At 46.0% G+C, this 19540-nt stretch carries 13 protein-coding genes, 1 other RNA gene and 1 pseudogene; 10 read left to right on the top strand and 5 right to left on the bottom strand.

Translation table 11 applies throughout. From position 1 onward, the window contains the following. Nucleotides 1-71 precede the first annotated feature (71 nt). The 3 genes from EYS00_RS05050 to ssrS form a co-directional block, all read right to left on the bottom strand. Nucleotides 72-1013: a nucleoside hydrolase gene (locus EYS00_RS05050; RefSeq protein ID WP_130635462.1), complete on the bottom strand. Its 942-nt coding sequence runs from the start codon at nucleotides 1011-1013 to the stop codon at nucleotides 72-74. A 14-nt stretch (nucleotides 1014-1027) separates the two neighbouring features. Continuing rightward, on the bottom strand, nucleotides 1028-1927 hold the full coding sequence (locus EYS00_RS05045; RefSeq protein ID WP_130635461.1) for a ribokinase: 900 nt from the start codon (nucleotides 1925-1927) through the stop codon (nucleotides 1028-1030). Between the two features lie 21 nt (nucleotides 1928-1948). Continuing rightward, a non-coding RNA gene (ssrS, locus tag EYS00_RS05040) (6S RNA) lies at nucleotides 1949-2131 on the bottom strand. Between the two features lie 410 nt (nucleotides 2132-2541). Here ssrS and EYS00_RS05035 point away from each other — a divergent pair. The 7 genes and pseudogenes from EYS00_RS05035 to EYS00_RS05005 all read left to right on the top strand — a co-directional run bounded on the left by EYS00_RS05035 (nucleotide 2542) and on the right by EYS00_RS05005 (nucleotide 12910). Then, the gene (locus tag EYS00_RS05035) at nucleotides 2542-3108 is read left to right on the top strand and encodes a UPF0149 family protein (protein ID WP_130635460.1); all 567 of its coding nucleotides are present in this window, start codon (nucleotides 2542-2544) and stop codon (nucleotides 3106-3108) included. Between the two features lie 9 nt (nucleotides 3109-3117). Then, entirely contained in the window at nucleotides 3118-4437 is a 1320-nt protein-coding gene (pepP, locus tag EYS00_RS05030; RefSeq protein ID WP_130635459.1) for a Xaa-Pro aminopeptidase, read from the top strand. Next, the gene (gene ubiH / locus EYS00_RS05025) at nucleotides 4434-5660 is read left to right on the top strand and encodes a 2-octaprenyl-6-methoxyphenyl hydroxylase (RefSeq protein WP_130635458.1); all 1227 of its coding nucleotides are present in this window, start codon (nucleotides 4434-4436) and stop codon (nucleotides 5658-5660) included. The genes pepP and ubiH overlap by 4 nt, the downstream gene beginning before the upstream one ends. Before the next feature lie 7 nt (nucleotides 5661-5667). Beyond that, a complete protein-coding gene (locus EYS00_RS05020; RefSeq protein WP_130635457.1) occupies nucleotides 5668-6855 on the top strand; it encodes an FAD-dependent monooxygenase in 1188 nt (395 codons plus the stop codon). Further along, nucleotides 6856-7727, top strand: a pseudogene (locus EYS00_RS05015) (EamA family transporter). Nucleotides 7728-7753: 26 nt separating this feature from the next. Further along, complete coding sequence (locus EYS00_RS05010) at nucleotides 7754-9034, top strand: Xaa-Pro peptidase family protein (RefSeq protein ID WP_130635456.1); 1281 nt, start codon at nucleotides 7754-7756, stop codon at nucleotides 9032-9034. 225 nt (nucleotides 9035-9259) lie between these two features. Continuing rightward, complete coding sequence (locus EYS00_RS05005; protein WP_130635455.1) at nucleotides 9260-12910, top strand: M4 family metallopeptidase; 3651 nt, start codon at nucleotides 9260-9262, stop codon at nucleotides 12908-12910. A 65-nt stretch (nucleotides 12911-12975) separates the two neighbouring features. Here the strand turns inward: EYS00_RS05005 and EYS00_RS05000 are convergent, their stop codons facing one another. After that, nucleotides 12976-13830, bottom strand: coding sequence for a LysR family transcriptional regulator (locus EYS00_RS05000; protein ID WP_130635454.1), 855 nt, complete (start codon nucleotides 13828-13830; stop codon nucleotides 12976-12978). Nucleotides 13831-13968: 138 nt separating this feature from the next. Between EYS00_RS05000 and gcvT the strand changes: the two genes are divergently transcribed. From gcvT to gcvP, 3 genes are all read left to right on the top strand, one after another. Continuing rightward, entirely contained in the window at nucleotides 13969-15048 is a 1080-nt protein-coding gene (gcvT, locus tag EYS00_RS04995) for a glycine cleavage system aminomethyltransferase GcvT (protein WP_130635453.1), read from the top strand. A 28-nt stretch (nucleotides 15049-15076) separates the two neighbouring features. Next, nucleotides 15077-15466: a glycine cleavage system protein GcvH gene (gene gcvH, locus EYS00_RS04990; RefSeq protein WP_130635452.1), complete on the top strand. Its 390-nt coding sequence runs from the start codon at nucleotides 15077-15079 to the stop codon at nucleotides 15464-15466. 93 nt (nucleotides 15467-15559) lie between these two features. Next, the gene (gcvP, locus tag EYS00_RS04985) at nucleotides 15560-18457 is read left to right on the top strand and encodes an aminomethyl-transferring glycine dehydrogenase (protein ID WP_130635451.1); all 2898 of its coding nucleotides are present in this window, start codon (nucleotides 15560-15562) and stop codon (nucleotides 18455-18457) included. A gap of 192 nt (nucleotides 18458-18649) precedes the next feature. On the opposite strand, the gene EYS00_RS04980 is transcribed toward gcvP, so the two are convergent. After that, entirely contained in the window at nucleotides 18650-19402 is a 753-nt protein-coding gene (locus tag EYS00_RS04980) for a hypothetical protein (protein WP_130635450.1), read from the bottom strand. Nucleotides 19403-19540: the final 138 nt, after the last annotated feature.

The raw sequence follows: 19540 nt of genomic DNA, 5'->3' as shown, positions 1-19540 counted from the left end.
GTTAATTAATCAATAAATACAATAAAAAAGGCGCTAATTCAGCGCCTTTCGAGTAAACAAAAAATCGCTTATTACAAAGCGTAGGTGTCTATGAACAATTGTTCCAGTTTTGCGTGTTCTACACCTGTAGCAACTTTGATGGTATTCGCTTCTGTCCATAATGGGCTTGGGGTTGTACCGGCAGGAGCCACAACGGTTTGGCCGCGGTCTAGTTCACCGGTGCCAACACGTGCATGACCCTCAGTCATAGTAAATAGCTCTGGATGACGCAAATGGGCGATAGGGAAGGCATCGTGGAAGAAACACACACGGTCTTCTCGATTGGCTGAATAGAAATCCATATAGAACTGGGCACTTTCTTGCACAAATCCACCAAGCTTTGAATTTTTCTCTGCAAGCACATCAACAAAAGTTGGTGCGAAAGGTACGTCGTTGGTAACGTCTAGCCCGAACATATTGAGTTCCCAGTCGGCTGCAAAAACGATAGCTGCAGCATGAGCGTCGTTCCAAATGTTGGCTTCGGCCACAGGTGTTACGTTTCCGCGAACAAAGGCCGCACCACCCATAATACTTACGCCTTTAACTAACTTAGGAAGTTCTGGTTCTAATCGTAGTGCAAGGGCGAGATTGCCCAATGGACCAATTGCGACAATGGTAATTTCGCCCGGGTACTGGCGTGCCATATCTACAATAAATTGTGCAGAGCTTCTTGGATCTAGTTCACCTTTTGGTGGCTCAGGTTTGATGTGGCCAAAACCATAGTCGCCATGTACGAAATGAGCATAGCCAGATTCTGGACCTACCCATGGCATACCTACACCCTTAGTAACGGGAATATCTTTTCCTGCCATTTCACACAAAGTAAGAGCATTTTGCGCCGCCATTTCTACCGGTACATTCCCGTAAACAGTAGTTAATCCTAGTACCTCAATGTCTGGAGATTGAAAGGCAAAGAAAATTGCCATAGCGTCATCAATACCGGGATCTGTATCTAAAATAATTTTATGCGTCATAGTAATGCGTACCTTTATGTGTTGGCATTTGCTGACAAAAATAGGTCAACATCTTGAATTGAAGGAATACTTTGGGCTGCACCCTCTCGTGTTACGGCAACTGCCGATGCTGCGCAACCGCGAGTAAGCGCCTGTTTGGCATCGCCGCTCTGTGTGTAGGCCGCTAAAAAATAACCGATAAATGTGTCACCGGCAGCAGTAGTATCAACGGCATCAACTGAAAAAGCGCTAACTTGCAGTTTCTCTTCACCACGTAACATGATTACACCCGCTTTACCTAGGGTGATAATGACTTCGCTGTGTGTCCAATGTTCGCGGAAGTAAGCGATGATATCGTCTAACGATTCTTTCTCCGTAATACCCGCAGCTTCTGTTTCGTTAACGATCAATAAGTCAACACAATGAAGAGGTAGAGATTTTACCGATTCGGTCATTGGTGCTGGATTGAATGCGACTTTAAGACCTTGTGCTTTGGCTTGTTCAAGAACAGCGTCGATACTACTCGTCTCGTTTTGTGTAAGTACCCAATCTCCGGCTTGTGCGTCAGCCAGTGCGCTAGACACTGTTTTTTCCGTAAGCGTTTGATTGGCACCACCAAACAATACAATGGCGTTTTCACCACTGGGTACCACTTGAATGATTGCGTGGCCAGAGGGAGTATCTGAGCAGCTCACTCCACGGCAATCAACGCCCTTTTTAATAAGAGATTGTTTAAATGTTGCATCGGAATGATGAATGCTACCTACATGGCGAGCGTCTGCGCCAGCTTGTGCAAGTGCTATAGACTGGTTTGCCCCTTTACCACCCAGCAATTGCTGGTAATGCGAGGATGCGAGGGTTTCTCCGGGCTGAACAAAGTGTTCGACCTGATACACGTGGTCGATATTAATAGAACCAAAATTAATTATTGCCATTTCTTCGTCCATCGAAAGAGGGCGTCTCCCAGAATGCCGCTGTTCATCGTTCGCCCGTGAACCGAAAAGTTCAGGGCGGAAGAATCACGGTCACCGTAGGCTTCTCGATACGCGTCGAGCTTGCGCAATAGCATCCGTTTCAACTTCCTAAGTTTATAGCATCGGCCAGGGACATGAGTGAACTGGCGAACATCCCAGGAGACATAGTTATTATGTAACACAACAGCGTAGCGCAAATCAGTAACAGGGTGAAGAAAACCCCATTATAAAACATGACTTCTGTTGTTCTCGGCTGTCAGTGGAAATCTTATTCTGACCATTTGGTCAGTGATTATACACTCAAAAATATCAACCTTAAAGCAGACCTTAAAGCAGAATGTTGCCGAGCGAAATGTCCGTATTTCTGGTTTGAGATCATAGAGTAAATCACACTGCCTTGCCACAAAAAGCCTGAGATGATTGTGTTAAATGTTCAGTCTGTAGGCAAGTCGGTGATTAATAGGGCAGTGCGGGTGGTGCCATAAGTTACAAATGCGCCAACATACTATGTGACCTATGGGTTTTGAGAACGCGGTTTGCTACTATTACATCAATTAGATTAAGGACACATCTCTGTGGATAAACAGCTTACATTTGACAAGGTAACTAACGTCTTGTCACAACACGACGTAGTAGTAGACGGTGCCGAAGTTCAAGGCATTTTGTGTGGAATGTTGTGCGGCGGTATGTCGCTAACCGACCAAAATTGGACGTCTGCACTTGCCGATACTATTAATCAGGGAAAGTCATTTAATGACCAAACTACCCACATTTTGACGCAACTGTTCAATCAGCTCTGCCAGCAGTTACTTGAACCAGAGTTTGCGTTGCAACTCTTGATGCCTGAGGACGACGCGCCCATTAACGACCGTGGGGCTGCACTGATCAATTGGGTGCAAGGGTTTATGATGGGCTTTGGTTTGCACCAGCAAGACCTGACAAAATGCTCAGAAGACGTAAAAGAAGCCCTTGAAGATTTCTCTGACATTGCACGTATGGAAGAGCCCATGGACGACGACGAAGAGTCCGAAAAAGCACTCTTTGAAGTGGTTGAGTATGTAAAAATTTCAGCAATTCTATGCTTTAGCGAATTAGGTCGTTCCTTATTAGACGATCAACAAGAGCCGCCTACGGTTCACTAGTGTTAGCCTATGATAAGCCAACAAGAATTTATCGCTCGACAAGACAGATTACTCGCTGAATGCGAGCCGAACAGCGTGTGTTTGGTGCCTGCCGCATCGCTGGTTACTCGTAGTAACGATACGCATTATTTATTTCGTCAAAACAGCAATTTTTGGTATTTGACTGGGTTTGAAGAGCCTGACGCATGGCTTATTCTTTCTAATCACCCTAGATACGGTGAAAACTATCGCGCCATGGTATGTCCTACCAAAGACAAAACCACGGAGATTTGGCAAGGTAAGCGTCTTGGTGCGGATGCTGCGCTGGCGCGATTTAGTCTTGACGAAGCGTTCGATCTGGAAGAGCTTGACGATGCGGTGCTCGAAAACCTTCAAGGTCACGACAATGTTTACTTTGCCCTAGGAGATAATGCTTCAGCAGACACCTTGTTGATGGACGCCATGTCTCATTTGCGAGGAATTCCAAAACGCGCTTTAGCACCATCATCGATTAAGGATATTCGTCCACTCATTCATGAGATGCGTTTATTTAAGTCTGCTTGTGAGATAGCAGTAATGAAAGCGGCAGCTCAAATATCTGCGCGTGCTCATAAGCGGGCCATGACATTCGCTCACTCTGGATGCTACGAGTATCAGATAGAGGCCGAGCTTCATCATGAATTTGCAATGGCAGGTGCTCGTTCACCCGCTTATGGCACGATTGTAGGTGCGGGTAGCAACGCGTGTATTTTGCATTACACCCAAAACAACGCGCAGATTTGTGATGGCGACTTGATCTTGATCGATGCTGGGGCCGAATACTTGGGGTACGCTGCCGATATCAGTCGAACTTTTCCCGTGTCGGGTAAATTCAGCGAATCACAAAAAGCGCTTTACGAAATAGTGCTAGCGGCTCAAGAAAAAGTACTGACCATGGTTGGGCCTGGCACCACACTGACAGAAGCAATGCAATGTAGTGCTGAGGTGATTACTCAGGGCTTGGTAGCGCTCGGTGTGCTTAAAGGAAGCGTAGCAGAGAACTTAGCATCAAAGGCATGGCAGCAGTTTTACATGCACGGCGTTGGTCACTACCTTGGATTGGATGTTCACGATGTAGGTGAATACAAAATCGAAGGCGAAGATAGGCCTTTTAAACCTGGCATGGTGCTGACTATTGAACCGGGAATATACATTAGCGATGACGCTGATGTTCCAAGCCAATATAAAGGTATTGGTATTCGTATAGAAGATAACGTGGTTATAACAGCAACAGGTGCTGAGGTAATTACCAACGATGTCCCTAAGTCCATAGAACAAATTGAGCAGTTAATGAAAGGTAGCCCAGATTGAATTGTGTAGATGTGGTTATTGTTGGTGGTGGCGTTGTTGGAAATGTACTGGCGAAAGGACTAGTCGAACGCACTGACTTTTCTATCACCTTGCTTGATGAGTCGACACCCGATAATCATATCAGTCCAGAGCAAGATAAACGGGTCATTGCACTGGCACAGCGTACAGTCGAAGAGCTTAATGCTTTCGGTATTGGGTTGGATAAACTACAGCAACAGAATCCTGGTGCGATAAAGCATATCGAAGTGTCGGACAAAGGTTGGCTTGGGCTCACAGATCTCTATTGCCAGGAGTTCGGTCTTGATAGTTTTGGGCAAGTCGTCTCATTAAGTGCCCTCACAGAACTTGTTGGAGAGTCTCTAAGTTCGTCACCTGAATCTCGCTTCAAACATTATCAACCCATATCGGTCAATTCAGTTACTCGTTTTAAAGACTATGTTGAGGTTGCTTTGTCGTCTGGTGATACACTAAACGCTAAATGTGTCGTACTTGCCGATGGTGGGCGTTCATCGTTGTCTGACAGTGTAGGCATAACTCGCAATACAAAAGACTACGGCCAGACCGCGATTATTTGCAATTTGCATACGGCAAAACCTCACGAGTTTTCAGCGTTTGAACGCTTTACCACGTCGGGGCCTCTCGCATTCTTACCGTATGATTCTGATATCAATGGCATAGCTTCAAACGGTACTGGTTTCTCAGTAGTGTGGACGTTAGACAGTGCACAGAAAGACGAGATATTATCCCTGTCAGATACGGACTTTATTTGTGCTGTGCAACGCGCTTTTGGTTATCGCGCAGGGCGAATACTGCGCGTGAGCGAGCGTGTGTCATATCCATTAGCACTGCGCTATGCAGAAAACATCACGAGCCACAGAATTGCGCTCGTTGGTAATGCAGCACAAAGCTTACACCCCATTGCTGGGCAGGGGTTTAATCTTGGGCTTCGAGATATTACAGGTTTGGTCGATACTTTAGCGTTGGCAACTGATCCCGGTGAGTACGCTGCTCTGGAGGCATACTCTCAGGCTAGACAAAAAGATAGAAACGCAACCATAAATCTTACTGATACCTTAGTGAGAGTATTTTCAAACGATTACCTTCCAATGGTTGTAGGGCGCAACCTAGCTTTACTCGGATTAGGGGCTGTTAAATCTGCCAAATCGGCCTTTGTGCGCCAGACTACGGGTTTTGGTACACATACGTTTAATAAAGGACTGTAAAACCATTATGCAACATGTTGATGTAGCCATTGTTGGTGGCGGAATTGTGGGCTTGACCCTTGCACTTGCGTTAAAAGATACCCCCTGCACAGTTGCTGTGATTAACAACGGGCCGTTAACTACACCTGTATTAGACAAGCCCACAGCACGGGTAAGTGCCATCAATCAAAGCAACATTAATGCACTGGAACAAACAGGCGCATGGCAGTTGATACAGCACGACAGAGTTAACCCGTATGGTGAAATGCACGTGTGGGACAAAGACAGTTTCGGCGATATTCATTTTAATGCCAGTGAGCTAGCCCAAGAATCACTGGGTGTTATCGTTGAGAACCAAGCGTTGGTCAACGCACTGGCCCAGCGGGTGGAGCAGCTGCCAAATATCACTGTGGTAAACGGCAAAATTGATAGAGTGCTGCCAAGCCCGCAACAAACTATGCTGATGATGTCGCGAGGGCAAGGGAGTGATGATGAGATTGTTACTTGCCGCTTGTTGGTGGGGGCTGATGGCGCAAACTCCTATGTGCGAAAACAGGCAGGTTTTCCACTGACCTTCAAAGGTTATGATCACGTAGCCATTGTTGCGAATGTGCGTACAAGCCGCCCTCATGAGAATGTTGCTCGACAAGCGTTTACGCCAACAGGTCCTTTGGCCTTGTTACCCATGTCTGACCCACATGTATGTTCTATCGTGTGGTCACAGCAGTCAGAAAAAGCCAGTGATCTCATGCGACTTGATGACGCGAGTTTCTGTAATGCCCTTTATGCCGCCTCAAATGGCGTGTTAGGAGAGGTATCTCTTGAAACCAATCGCACGGATTTTCCATTGACTATGCGTTATGCAAGACAATGGGCAAAAGACGGCATCGCCATTATTGGCGATGCCGCGCATACTATCCATCCACTAGCCGGACAAGGCGCTAATTTAGGGATGCAAGATGCACTGTGTTTGGCCAGTTTGATCACTCGCTTGTTTGAGCAACAAAAAGATATTGGCTTACATAAACACTTACGCGAGTTCGAGCGAGCAAGAAAAACTGAAGCGGTAAAAATGATTGCCGCCATGGATGGTTTTGCTTATTTGTTCGATGGCAGTCACCCTTTTAAGAAACTCATTCGAGGCGTGGGACTTTCAGCCACCAATAGTTTACCTGCACTTAAAAATGCATTTGTAAGCCAAGCAATGGGCTTGTAAATGTGGATATTTTTTACCTGTTGGGCGGTAGTACTACAAACTGTTAGAAATGCCTTACAAAGCCAGCTAACGGGCCATGTAAACAGTATCGGTGTAACCCTTTCTCGATTTATTCTCGCCGCGCCAATCGCAGTGGTTTATCTGTTGGGGTTACACAGTCATTCCAGTCAACCCATTCCCTCATTCAATACTGCCTTTGCTATTTATGTTGTACTGGCTGGCGTTTTTCAGATTGCCGCAACATTTTTAATGGTTGTGCTGTTGCGGCAAAAGAACTTTGCTATAGGTGCTGGCCTGGCAAAAAGTGAAGCCATTGTTGCAGGTATTATAGGCTCCTTGTTTTTTGGTAGCAGTTTAAGTGCGCTTGGTTGGTTAGGTATTTGTATTGGCGCCGCTGCGGTATTGATAATGAGCGTTGGCGACAACACTCGACTCCCCAGTTTAAAAACTGTGCTCATTGGGTTGGCTTGTGGTGCATGCTTTGCGTTGACGAGTCTGCTGGTACGTGAAGCCAGTGCGCTTCTTGAACTTCCTTTGCTACACGCTGCGGGGTGGGTACTGCTGTGTACGCTCATCATTCAATCGGTGGGGTTAAGTGCTTATATAGCGCTTACTCAACCAAACACCTTCGTTCAACTGCTGGCTAAAAAAAGCAGGTGCTTGTTATTAGTACCGTGAGTTGTTTAGGGTCAATAGGTTGGTTTACTGCGGTTGCACTGCAGCACGTCGCGTATGTTAAAACACTCGGCCAAATAGAGGTGTTATTAACCCTGCTCTTGGCGCATTATTGGTTAAAAGACAATATAAATCGACAGGATGTTATTGGGCTACTGCTCATCGCTGTAGGGGCGATACTGGTAATGTGGGCCTAATTGACCAAAGAAATGGGAGTATAACAATGAACAAAAGAGATTTTCTTAAGTTTACCGGTCTTAGTGCTGCTCTAGCACCCTTATCAGGAATGTCAGCGGCTGCGGCAATGCCCACGTCTAATGTAGCAACGCTCACACCCATCACGTCTGATGCGGTTCCTATTAGCGTAGACGAGCGAAAAGCGCGTATTAAAAAAGCACAGGCGCTAATGGCTGAGCGAGGTATCTCCGCTATTTTGATTGAGCCCGGTGCGGCAATGGACTATTTTTGTGGCCTTCAGTGGTGGCGCAGTGAGCGCTTAACCGCGTTAGTGATTCCGCAAAAAGGCGATGTTGCGGTGGTGACTCCGTTTTTTGAAAAGCCCAGTGTACTCGAGTCACTTCAGGTGGGCGACGATGTGCATGTGTGGCAAGAACACGAAAGCCCCTTCAAACTCGTCAACGATATTCTTAAATCTCGCGGCATAACATCAGGTAAGTTAGGCATTGAACACAGTGTGCGATATTTCGTTGTGAGCGACCTTCAATCAGAGGCAGGTCACATGGAACTGGTGCCAGCCGAACCCATCACCTTGGGTTGTCGCATGTATAAATCGGCAAATGAACTCGCGCTGATGCACAAGGCTAATGAAATCACCCTAAAAGCTTATGAGTTTGTTTATAGCCAATTGAAAATTGGTATGAGCCAAACCGAAGTCAAAGGCTTGATGAACAATGCGCAGCAACAGCTAGGTGGTAGTCGCACTTGGGCTATGGCGCTGTTCAATGACGCAAGTGCTTACCCCCATGGTACGAAAGCTCAACAGACGATTCGTGAAGGTTCTGTCGTTTTGATGGATAGCGGCTGTGCCGTGCATGGGTACCAATCAGACATCAGCCGTACCTTTGTTGTGGGTACACCCTCACAGAAAGTGGTGGATGTTTGGAACACTGCCCGTGAAGGGCAAAACGTAGCCTTCGCTGCTGCCAAACTAGGTGTGCCGGCAGGCTCAGTTGATGATGCTGTGCGTGCTTACTACAACACACAAGGCTACGGAAAAGACTACGCGTTACCAGGGTTAAGTCATAGAACGGGTCACGGTATTGGTATGGAAGGTCACGAAAGCGTGAACTTTGTGCGCGGTGAATCTACTGTACTCAAAAAAGGCATGTGCTTTTCAAATGAGCCGGGCATTTATATTCCGGGTGAGTTTGGTGTGCGCTTAGAAGACTGTATTTATATGACAGATTCGGGCCCTGCTTATTTTACAGAGCCAGCAGAGAGCTTAGCCAAGCCCTTGGGTAAGTTGGCGGTAAAACGCTTCTGATTTAGCTACCACATACCACCCCAAACAGCCTGTTTTGAATAAAAGTTGGCTTCTTGCACAATTTGAGTGCAGGTGTTACTTTGACCAATAGCTTTTAATAAAATTCAAGATTAAGAGCGTTGTATGGCGTGCTAGGCCTCAGCTAGTCACGCCAATGTCACGTCTAAGGATAGCTAGTGATGATAAAAATGAGGCACATTGCTGGCGTAACAAAATGGAATAAATATGGCCAACAAATCTGTGCTTACCGGCACTTTGCTGGGAAGTATACTTCTATCTTCCGGTGTTCACGCAGCGACGCTGGTAAAACCAACCAATCTCAATGAATTTGATACTGTCAAATCTTCGTCTACAGTGCAAAATCTTAATGTTGTAGAAATAAGAGATGCAATAAAATCCCAATATAACATGGGACAAGACTACAGCCTAAGTGTGTCCACGAGCTTTCTTGATAAAGTGGGTAACACGCACACACGTATGCAGCTTGAGTATCAGGGAATGCCGGTTTGGGGACAGCAAGTCGCTAGCCACACATTAAGAAAATCTGGAAAGATAAATTTAAGCGGAAGTTTGCTGGTTAATATCGAAGCAGATATCAACACCGCTGTGCCTCCTGCACTTTCGTCCAGTGCGGTGCTGTCTCAAGCTCAATCTTTATTGGAGACAAAACACGGTAAGCTAGCCCGTATTGAGCGAAACACTCAGCAACTTGTTGTCTATTTTCACGAAGTAACAGGCAAAGCGGTTCGTGCCTACGAAATAGACCTGTTTGGCTTCTTGGAAGCCGGTGGCCCGGTGCGTCATAAATTTATTATTGACGCCGACAGCGGACAGTTATTACGAACTTGGAATGCACTTAATCACGCACAAGTTACAGGGCCTGGAGGGAATGAAAAAACGGGGCGATATCAATTTGGTACTGACTATGAAGCGTTAAATGGTACAGACCTGGGCAACGGCAACTGTTCGCTAGAAAATGAAAATGTAAAAGCGGTGGATTTGCAGCATACCTTCAATGATTTTTGGAGTGACCCGTTTATTTTTCCGTGTTATGAAAACACGCATAAAGATATTAATGGTGCTTATTCACCCATCAACGACGCTTTTTATTTTGGTAATTTGGCCTTTGACATGTACCGCGACTGGTACGACACGGCGCCCTTGCCGTTTCAGTTATCGATGAAAGTGCACTATGGTGTGGATCATGAAAACGCCTATTGGACAGGCGACTCTATGTTGTTCGGTGACGGATTTTCTTTGTTTCACCCGCTCGTAGATGTCAATGTATCTGTGCATGAAGTTAGCCATGGTTTTACCGAGTTTAACGCTAATCTAATTTACTCTGACCAGTCAGGTGGAATGAATGAAGCTTTTTCTGACATTGCCGGAGAAGCCGCTGAATACTATTGGAAGGGAGAGGTTGATTGGATAGTTGGTGCTGATATTTTTAAGCAGGAAGACGCAGGACTTCGCTACTTTGCAACACCATCACTCGATGGTGTGTCAATTGATCATGCAGATGATTATATCCCAGGAATGGATGTTCATTTTAGTAGTGGTGTATACAACCGAGCATACTACTTAATGTCTACACTGCCTAATTGGGATCCACAAAAGGCGTTTGATGTATTTGTTTTGGCTAACCAAGCGTATTGGCTCAATGACGAAACCTTTAATACTGGTGCGTGTGGTCTTGTTCAAGCCGCGTCAGACCTAGAATACGATTGGCTATCGGTTTATGCCTCGTTGTTGGCGGTTGGGGCTGAGTGTCAATCGAATAACATTGATGAAGATGCCGACGGTATGTCTGATATCGCAGAAATGGTATTGGGCTTTGACCCATCTAATCCTGACGACGCATTGTTGGACTTTGACAAAGACGGCCTAAGTAATCGCGCTGAGTTGTCCACAGGGACCGATCCAAAAGATTTAGATTCTGATGATGACGGGCTAATGGACAGTGAAGAGCTCACCATGCTCGGTACTGATCCTAGGGTCACTGATACTGACGATGATGGTATTTACGATGGTTGGGAGTTTGAGTACGGTTTAAATCCTATCAACGACAGTGACGCGTTACTCGATTTAGATGCCGATGGTATTTCCAATTTGCGTGAATTTATTGACGGGACCGACCCTTCAGATCCCGATGATTTTATCACTCAAGGTATTATTACGACGTTGATCTATGATTTTGAGAACGGTGATGCCAGTGACTTCGAGCTTAGCGAATTTGGTGATGCTGGATTTGAATTGTACGAGGGGGTTGCGGCAGAGGGGATTTTCAGCCTTGGCTCTGCTGATATCACACATAACCAATTCGCAGCGGTTGAATTAAATATTGAGTCAGAGGCAGGTGTACTTACCTTTGATTTGAAAACTTCCACAGAATTTGGTTGGGATTACTTCGAGTTGTATATTGATCGAAGCTTTGTTTTCAGCCAATCCGGAGATATCGACTGGCAGCCACTCAGCTTTGAGTTAACTGAAGGTGAGCATGAAATTATCTTCGCTTATTACAAAGATGGAAGCGTAGACTCCTTCGAAGATAAAGTCTGGATTGATAACGTTTACTATACAGGCATGGCTACAGATACTGATGGCGACGGAATGACCGACAACTGGGAGTTAGCATTTGGTTTCGATGTCAATGTCGATGACAGTGCGTTGGATGCAGACCAAGACGGACTCACCAATCTCGAAGAGTTTACCGCCAAAACTAACCCGACTCTAGCAGATACTGATGAAGACGGGTTATCGGATGGAGATGAGTTAAATACTGTTCTGTCTTCTCCGGTAGTGTTTGATACTGACGGTGACTGGATTGGTGACGGAATGGAAGTGTCACTTTCTCTTGACCCGTTAGATGCCACCGACGGCGCGCTTGATCTAGATATGGATGGCTTTACTAATAGTATTGAGGCCAAATACGGTTCTTTGCTAGATGATGAGACCAGCGTACCTGCGGCACATAGCGCGATTTATCTAGACTTTTCGGATGCTGAACTAGATGACATATGGTCGCTTCCTGCCTTAACCGAATCATGGCATGTGAGAGAAGGTCAACTGGTTAACGATCCTATTTCAAACGATAAGGCTGCGGTAATTTCAGTCACAGACGTGTTTAACGAAGGTAGTTTGTATTTTGATGTTATGGGTTCGACAGAACTAGACGCCGATATGTTTGAGCTGTGGTTAGATGGCACCTTGCTGGTTGAATACTCAGGTGACTTCAGTGAGCGCGTTAAGGTTGATATTCCTCAAGGGGAAAGCACATTAACTTGGGCGTATCGCAAAAACTTGGTAGCGAGCTCTTTGCAAGACTCTGTTGCAGTTACCAACCTTATTTTCTTTACGCCAGATGCTGATACAGACAGTGACGGATTAACTGATGCGGAAGAATACGAAACCTACAACACCCTCGTGATGAACCCTGATTCGGATGGCGATACACTATCAGACGGTGACGAGGTGAATACTTTGGGTACGGATCCTCTCTCTGAAGACACAGACGGTGATAACGTAAACGACAACCTCGATGCTTTCCCAACAGACGCAACCGAAACCGAAGACTTAGACGGTGATGGTATCGGTAACAACGCAGATACCGACGATGATGGTGATGGTGTTGATGATACTTCTGATGCCTTCCCGTTAGACGCTTCAGAAACTGTTGACACCGACGGCGACGGCATTGGTAACAACGCAGATATCGATGACGATGGTGACGGAGTAGCTGATACGAGAGATTATTATCCCCTTGATGCAAGTCGACACGAGAAACCCTCTGGCGGTTCATTCAATGGTGCAATTATTGTCCTACTCCTTGGAATGACAGCGTTAAGAAGACGCCGTTCGGTTCAACAACGAAGCTAACTTCATTCGCTGCTGAATCGTCAAAAGCCCACTTCAATTTAGGTGGGCTTTTTTACATGTGAAAATTAAGTGTTCGCTTTCAAACGCATAGTAAAAAACTCAGCCAACGTTTTACTGATTACCGGGTGCTGTGTGTCTTGGTTAAACAAACAGATATTCACTTTACCGAGTTTTGGCAGAAACCTATTGTTAAGTACCTTGAGGTTTTTCGGCATACTCGAGCGCGCCAACGCCGTTATACCTAAACCTTGCTGCATAGCAGCCACCAAACCGGTTAAGTCGGCGTTGGTGTAAGTAATTTTCCACGCGTGGGTTTGTTGCTTTAATTGGTCTATGACTCGGCTTCGGTACATACAACCGTCTGGGGCAAGTACTAGGGGAATAGTATCGCCAACAAGAGGCTTACTGGCATCGCCCACCCATACTACATCATCTTCTAACACCACTTCGCCGTCGGTATCTTCATCCGGATTAGCGAGGGCGAGTATCAAATCAAAATGATCTCGCTGAGACGCATGGAGCAAATCACGACTCAATGCAGACGTAACTTCCAATGATACGTCGGGATAGCGCTGTGAGAATTCGCCGATCAACCCCGGTAGTAGAGTAGAGGCAAACTCATTGGGAATACCCAAACGCAAACGGCCGCTCAATGGTGCAGGGGTGAGACTCCTGAAAATAGAATCATTCAGTGCCAGTATTTCTTTGGCTTTAGGGTATAGCCAGTTGCCATCTGCACTGGGTAGGTGTCGTTGTCCTACCTTAGTGAACAGTTTTCTGTCGAGCTGGGTCTCAAGCTTTTTTATTTGCAGGCTAATAGCAGGCTGGGAGCGCCCCAAAAAATCCCCCGCTTTAGCGTAACCGCCAAGCTCAATAACACTTACAAAAGTGCGTAACGTATCGAGTGAAAGCTGTTTCATTAAATATTTGAATTCCTGATGAAGAAACCTTAATACATTATATTCTTAAATGTATTGATAAGAAATTCCAATTTGTTGTGTTTTACGAGTCTCACTATACTCAATTCCGATTTTTCATATACACAGTGAGTAAGTGGAATGAGCAACACCACAGCCCTTCATGCAAAGCACCTTGAAGCTGGTGCGAAAATGGTGGACTTTTTTGGTTGGGATATGCCAATTAATTACGGTTCACAAATCGAAGAACACCACGCGGTGCGTCAAGATGCGGGTATGTTTGATGTATCACACATGACCATTGTTGATGCCACTGGCAGCCAAGCAAAAGCGTATCTCCAGTACTTACTTGCCAACGATGTTGCCAAGCTAAAAGACAAAGGCAAAGCCTTGTATAGCGGCATGTTGAACGAAGAAGGTGGTGTTGTAGACGATCTTATTGTGTATCACTTCGACGAGACTAACTATCGCTTGGTAGTTAACTCTGCTACTCGTGAAAAAGACATGAACTGGCTACGCAGCAAAGCGGAAGGCTTTGACGTAACCATTACCGAACGCCCTGAATTTGCCATGATTGCCGTGCAGGGACCAAACGCCAAAGAAAAAGCAGCGACTTTATTCAGCGCAGCGCAAAAAGAAGCAGTAGCAGGTATGAAGCCTTTCTTTGGTGTGCAAGCTGAAGACTTATTTATTGCTACTACCGGTTACACAGGTGAAGCTGGTTACGAGATCATGGTACCGGCAGAGCAAGCCGCTATGTTCTGGCAAAGCCTGTTAGACGCAGGTGTTAAACCTTGCGGACTAGGTGCTCGTGACACTCTTCGTTTAGAAGCTGGCATGAATTTATACGGCCAAGACATGGACGAAACTATTTCTCCATTAGCCGCTAACATGGGCTGGACCATTACGTGGGAACCGGCAGACCGTGATTTTGTTGGTCGCAGCGCACTGGAAGCCCAGCGCGAAGCAGGTACTCACAAACTTGTGGGGCTAGTTATGACCGACAAAGGCGTGCTTCGCCAAGGCCTAAAAGTAAAAACAGATAACGGCGAAGGCGTTATCACTTCTGGTACCTTCTCGCCCACACTTGGACATTCTATAGCCATGGCTCGTGTGCCAGCAGGCGTGGGTGAAACCGTAGAGGTGGAAATGCGCAAAAAGTGGGTTACAGTAAAAGTGGTTAAGCCCTCCTTTGTTCGCAACGGAAAAAGTGTTTTATAAGTTAACAAGATAATAAACAGGAAAGACAATGAGCAACATCCCAACTGATTTACGCTACGCAGCAACTCACGAATGGGTTCGCCCTGAAGGTGACGGTGTTTTCACTGTAGGTATCTCTGAGCACGCTCAAGACCTATTAGGCGATATGGTTTTTGTTGAACTACCTGATGTAGGTGACAACGTAAGCACTGGTGACGATATCTGCGTTGCTGAATCTGTTAAAGCTGCGTCTGACGTTTACGCACCAATCACTGGTGAAGTGGTAGAAGTTAACGAAGACTTGGAAGATTCTCCTGAGTTAGTTAACTCTGACCCATACGGCGACGGCTGGTTGTTCAAAATCAAAGCTGACGATGCGTCTGAAGTAGAAGGTCTACTTGACGCTGAAGGCTACGAAAGCAGCATCGAAGAAGAGTAAATCTTCACGCAGCTGTACGAATAAAAATTAAAAAAGGGGCTACGTTGTGTGCCCCTTTTTACCAAGTAAAACATTGTGAGTGCTTAACACGTTATGTCTAATTCTTCTTTTTCTTTGACTCAGTTAGAGCAAAAAAATGCCTTTGTTCGTCGTCACATTGGTCCGGGCGAGCAAGAAATGCAAAGCATGTTAGACGCCATTGGCGCAACATCTATCGATGATCTCATTTCGCAAACGGTACCTGCGGATATTGCACTACCTAAGCCTATCGAAACAGGCGAAGGTGCCACCGAAGTTCAAGCGCTAGCTGAGCTAAAAGCCGTTGCGTCGAAGAACAAAATTAACCGTTCTTTCATTGGTATGGGCTATTACGATACTCACGTACCCAATGTAATTCTGCGAAACGTGTTAGAAAACCCGGGTTGGTATACTGCTTACACACCCTATCAGCCAGAGATTGCCCAAGGTCGTTTGGAAGCCATTTTAAACTTCCAGCAAGTGACTATTGACCTTACTGGTCTGCCACTCGCGTCGGCATCACTGCTTGATGAAGGTACTGCTGCGGCAGAAGCGATGGCACTTGCTAAGCGTGTATCCAAAAACAAAAAAGCCAACTTATTCTTTGTTGCTGATGACGTACATCCACAAACACGCGACGTAGTAGAAACTCGCGCGGAAATGTTTGGATTCGGCATTGTCACTGGCCCTGCGGCAACCGCTGCTGAGCACGATGTATTTGGTGCATTGTTGCAGTACCCTTCAACCACAGGTGAAGTGGCTGATATCTCTGAAGTGATTGCTGCGGTACAAGCTAAAAAAGGTATTGTGGCAGTAGCTGCTGACCTTATGAGCTTGGTGATGCTTAAGTCACCCGGTGAGCTTGGTGCAGACGTTGCTCTGGGTAGTGCACAGCGATTTGGCGTACCTATGGGGTACGGTGGTCCACACGCGGCATTCTTTGCTACTCGCGACAACTACAAGCGTTCACTGCCTGGCCGTATTATTGGTGTGAGTAAAGACACCCGTGGCCGTCAAGCATTGCGTATGGCACTGCAAACCCGCGAACAACACATTCGCCGTGAAAAAGCTAACTCCAATATTTGTACTGCGCAGGTGTTATTGGCCAATATGGCATCATTCTATGCGGTATACCACGGTCCAGAGGGACTAAAAACTATTGCACAGCGCATTCACCGCTTTGCCGATATTCTTGCCGCTGGCTTAACTCAAAAAGGGTTAACCCTCAAGCACAGTACCTTCTTCGATACCCTTACCGTGAATGTAAGCAACAAAGATGAAGTACTTGCTAAAGCTTACAGCTTAGGTATGAACTTACGTGCCGACCTAGAAGGCGCGGTTGGTATCGCGCTTGACGAGACGACTACTCGCGACGACATTAACGCACTGTTTAGTTTACTTGTTGGCGACGACCACGGCCTAAGCATCGACGCTTTGGACGGTGACATTACTGCGAATGGTTCTACATCTATTCCAGAAGCACTTGTTCGTACCAGTGACATACTGACGCACGAGGTATTCAACCAGTATCATTCTGAAACTGAAATGCTGCGTTATATCAAGTCACTTGAAAACAAAGACTTGGCATTGAACCACTCAATGATTTCATTGGGTTCATGTACCATGAAGCTAAATGCGACTGCGGAAATGATCCCTGTTACTTGGCCTGAGTTCGGTCAGCTTCACCCTTTTGCACCGCTAGACCAAGCTACGGGCTATCAAGAAATGATTGCCGAGCTTAGCGACTGGTTAATCAACATTACTGGTTACGACGCGCTTTCTATGCAGCCTAATTCAGGTGCGCAGGGTGAGTATGCAGGTTTATTAGCCATTCAGCGCTACCACGAGAGCCGTGGTGAAGGGCACCGTAACGTGTGCTTAATTCCAAGCTCTGCTCACGGTACTAACCCGGCTTCTGCACAAATGGTAAGCCTGAACGTGGTAGTGGTTAAATGTGATGACAACGGTAACGTAGACCTAGACGACCTTCGCGCTAAAGCCGAAGAAGTGGGCGAAAACCTATCATGTGCAATGATTACTTACCCGTCTACCCACGGTGTTTACGAAGAAACCGCACGTGAAATTTGTGACATTGTTCACCAATACGGCGGCCAAGTTTACATGGACGGTGCCAACATGAATGCGCAGGTGGGGATTACCTCTCCGGGCTTCATTGGTTCAGATGTATCTCACTTGAACCTGCACAAAACTTTCTGTATTCCACATGGTGGTGGTGGCCCAGGTATGGGACCTATCGGTGTTAAGTCGCATCTTGCGCCTTTTCTACCTAACCATACGGTGATTAACGTAGAAACCGCTGGCGACGATTGTGGCGCTGTAGCTGCTGCACCATGGGGCAGTGCGTCTATTTTGCCAATTAGCTACATGTACATCAAAATGATGGGTTCTGCGGGTCTGCGCTTAGCGACGGAAGTGGCTATTCTTAACGCTAACTATGTAGCAAAAGCACTAGAAGGTCATTACGAGGTACTTTACAAAGGCAACAACGATCGTGTTGCTCACGAATGTATTATCGACCTACGTCCGCTTAAAGAGTCATCGGGCGTGACCGAAATGGACATTGCTAAGCGCTTAAATGACTACGGTTTCCACGCGCCGACGATGAGCTTCCCAGTGGCGGGCACGCTAATGATTGAGCCAACTGAATCAGAGGCAAAATACGAGCTAGACCGCTTCATTAATGCCATGATCAGTATTCGAGAAGAAATCGCCAAAGTAGAAAGCGGCGAGTGGCATGCAACTGATAACCCACTGTACAACGCGCCACACACTTTGGCTGATATTTGTGACAACGACTGGAACCGCAGCTATACCCGTGAACTTGCGGCATACCCTGTACCTGAAGTTCACCGTAACAAGTTCTGGCCTAGCGTAAACCGTATTGACGATGTATACGGTGATCGTAACTTGATCTGCTCTTGCCCTTCGATTGAGAGTTATTTGGAGGAGTAGGGGAAAGCACCTCGAGTAGAGAGGTATCCTTTAACTGAGTGCCAATTGTTAAAAAGCGAGCCGTTACGGCTCGCTTTTTTGATTCTAGTGCGGTAAGTATTTAAACAGGCTTTTTGTTTTTTGGTGTCATTTGATTCGAACTGGGGCAATTCCAGTTAGTAATCATTAGTGCCGCTCTCTTAATAAATAAACCTAGTGGATAGAAACAACCTGCGCACATGCATTATTGCGACGAAAGCGAGTTGCTAGTAATCCAATTAAACCGATAAAAACTATAAAAAACGAGTTGGCCGCTGAAACCGCGGTAGCTTGAGCAAGTTCAATATTGTCGATGCTAAAAGCGTCTACCCCACCAGTTCGAGTTCCATTGGTGAATGAAAATTCGTCGATACCGTCACCAAGCGACACAATACCCACAAATCCAGTTTGTAGCTCTGCTAAATCGTAGAGAGTAAATTCGGTATCGAATACCTTCATATGAACTGTTGTAACAGCACTTGATTTGTTGACCTCAATGAAATCGAACCCAAATCCAATATATGTGTTATTGAGTTCAACTGCGTATTCTGCTGGCTCTTTATTCAAATCGTCTGGATCTAAATTAAGAGTCATCACTTCGTTGGCAACACCAAGATAATCGACAGAAGTAGAGATCCCTTTGGTCACCGAAACGGTTATGTTTGAGCCGAGTAATGTCAGAGAGTTTGTTGGACTGGTGGTGGTTGGTTCATCTGACAAGTCATCAAGATAAATTGAACTGCCGTTTAATGCTTGAAGCCAATGGCTGCGATCAGAAAATACCAGAAACTCACTTGTCGTTAAAACGGGAGTTGCACTAGCAACGGGAACACACAATATGTGGGCCATGATGATTAGGCACAGTGCTGTGAACCTTTTACTGATCTTGTTCGCTGGGTTAGTTAACTTGTTGTTTAAATGTCTCACTAGAATTCCCTACTACAATCTAAAATGTAAATCTAAGCTTGTTTCGTAATAGAGAATCGCATCAAATTGTGCAGGGAATATGCAGTCAGTAGATTGAGCAGATCATTTCTTTCATAAACAGCTAATTTCTTGCATTCT

Source organism: Alteromonas sp. KUL49 (assembly GCF_006538345.1).
Taxonomy (GTDB): Bacteria; Pseudomonadota; Gammaproteobacteria; order Enterobacterales; family Alteromonadaceae; genus Alteromonas.
The sequence above is the reverse complement of the archived record's forward strand: the minus strand, read 5'-3'. Positions and strand labels throughout refer to the sequence as shown.

Excerpts from the sequence above, each read along its gene's own strand:
- EYS00_RS05050 (WP_130635462.1), bottom strand. The coding sequence starts at position 1,013 with ATGACGCATAAAATTATTTTAGATACAGATCCCGGTATTGATGACGCT.
- EYS00_RS05045 (WP_130635461.1), bottom strand. The coding sequence starts at position 1,927 with ATGGCAATAATTAATTTTGGTTCTATTAATATCGACCACGTGTATCAG.
- EYS00_RS05000 (WP_130635454.1), bottom strand. The coding sequence starts at position 13,830 with ATGAAACAGCTTTCACTCGATACGTTACGCACTTTTGTAAGTGTTATT.
- gcvH (WP_130635452.1), top strand. The coding sequence starts at position 15,077 with ATGAGCAACATCCCAACTGATTTACGCTACGCAGCAACTCACGAATGG.
- gcvP (WP_130635451.1), top strand. The coding sequence starts at position 15,560 with ATGTCTAATTCTTCTTTTTCTTTGACTCAGTTAGAGCAAAAAAATGCC.
- pepP (WP_130635459.1), top strand. The coding sequence starts at position 3,118 with ATGATAAGCCAACAAGAATTTATCGCTCGACAAGACAGATTACTCGCT.
- EYS00_RS05020 (WP_130635457.1), top strand. The coding sequence starts at position 5,668 with ATGCAACATGTTGATGTAGCCATTGTTGGTGGCGGAATTGTGGGCTTG.
- EYS00_RS05005 (WP_130635455.1), top strand. The coding sequence starts at position 9,260 with ATGGCCAACAAATCTGTGCTTACCGGCACTTTGCTGGGAAGTATACTT.
- gcvT (WP_130635453.1), top strand. The coding sequence starts at position 13,969 with ATGAGCAACACCACAGCCCTTCATGCAAAGCACCTTGAAGCTGGTGCG.
- EYS00_RS05010 (WP_130635456.1), top strand. The coding sequence starts at position 7,754 with ATGAACAAAAGAGATTTTCTTAAGTTTACCGGTCTTAGTGCTGCTCTA.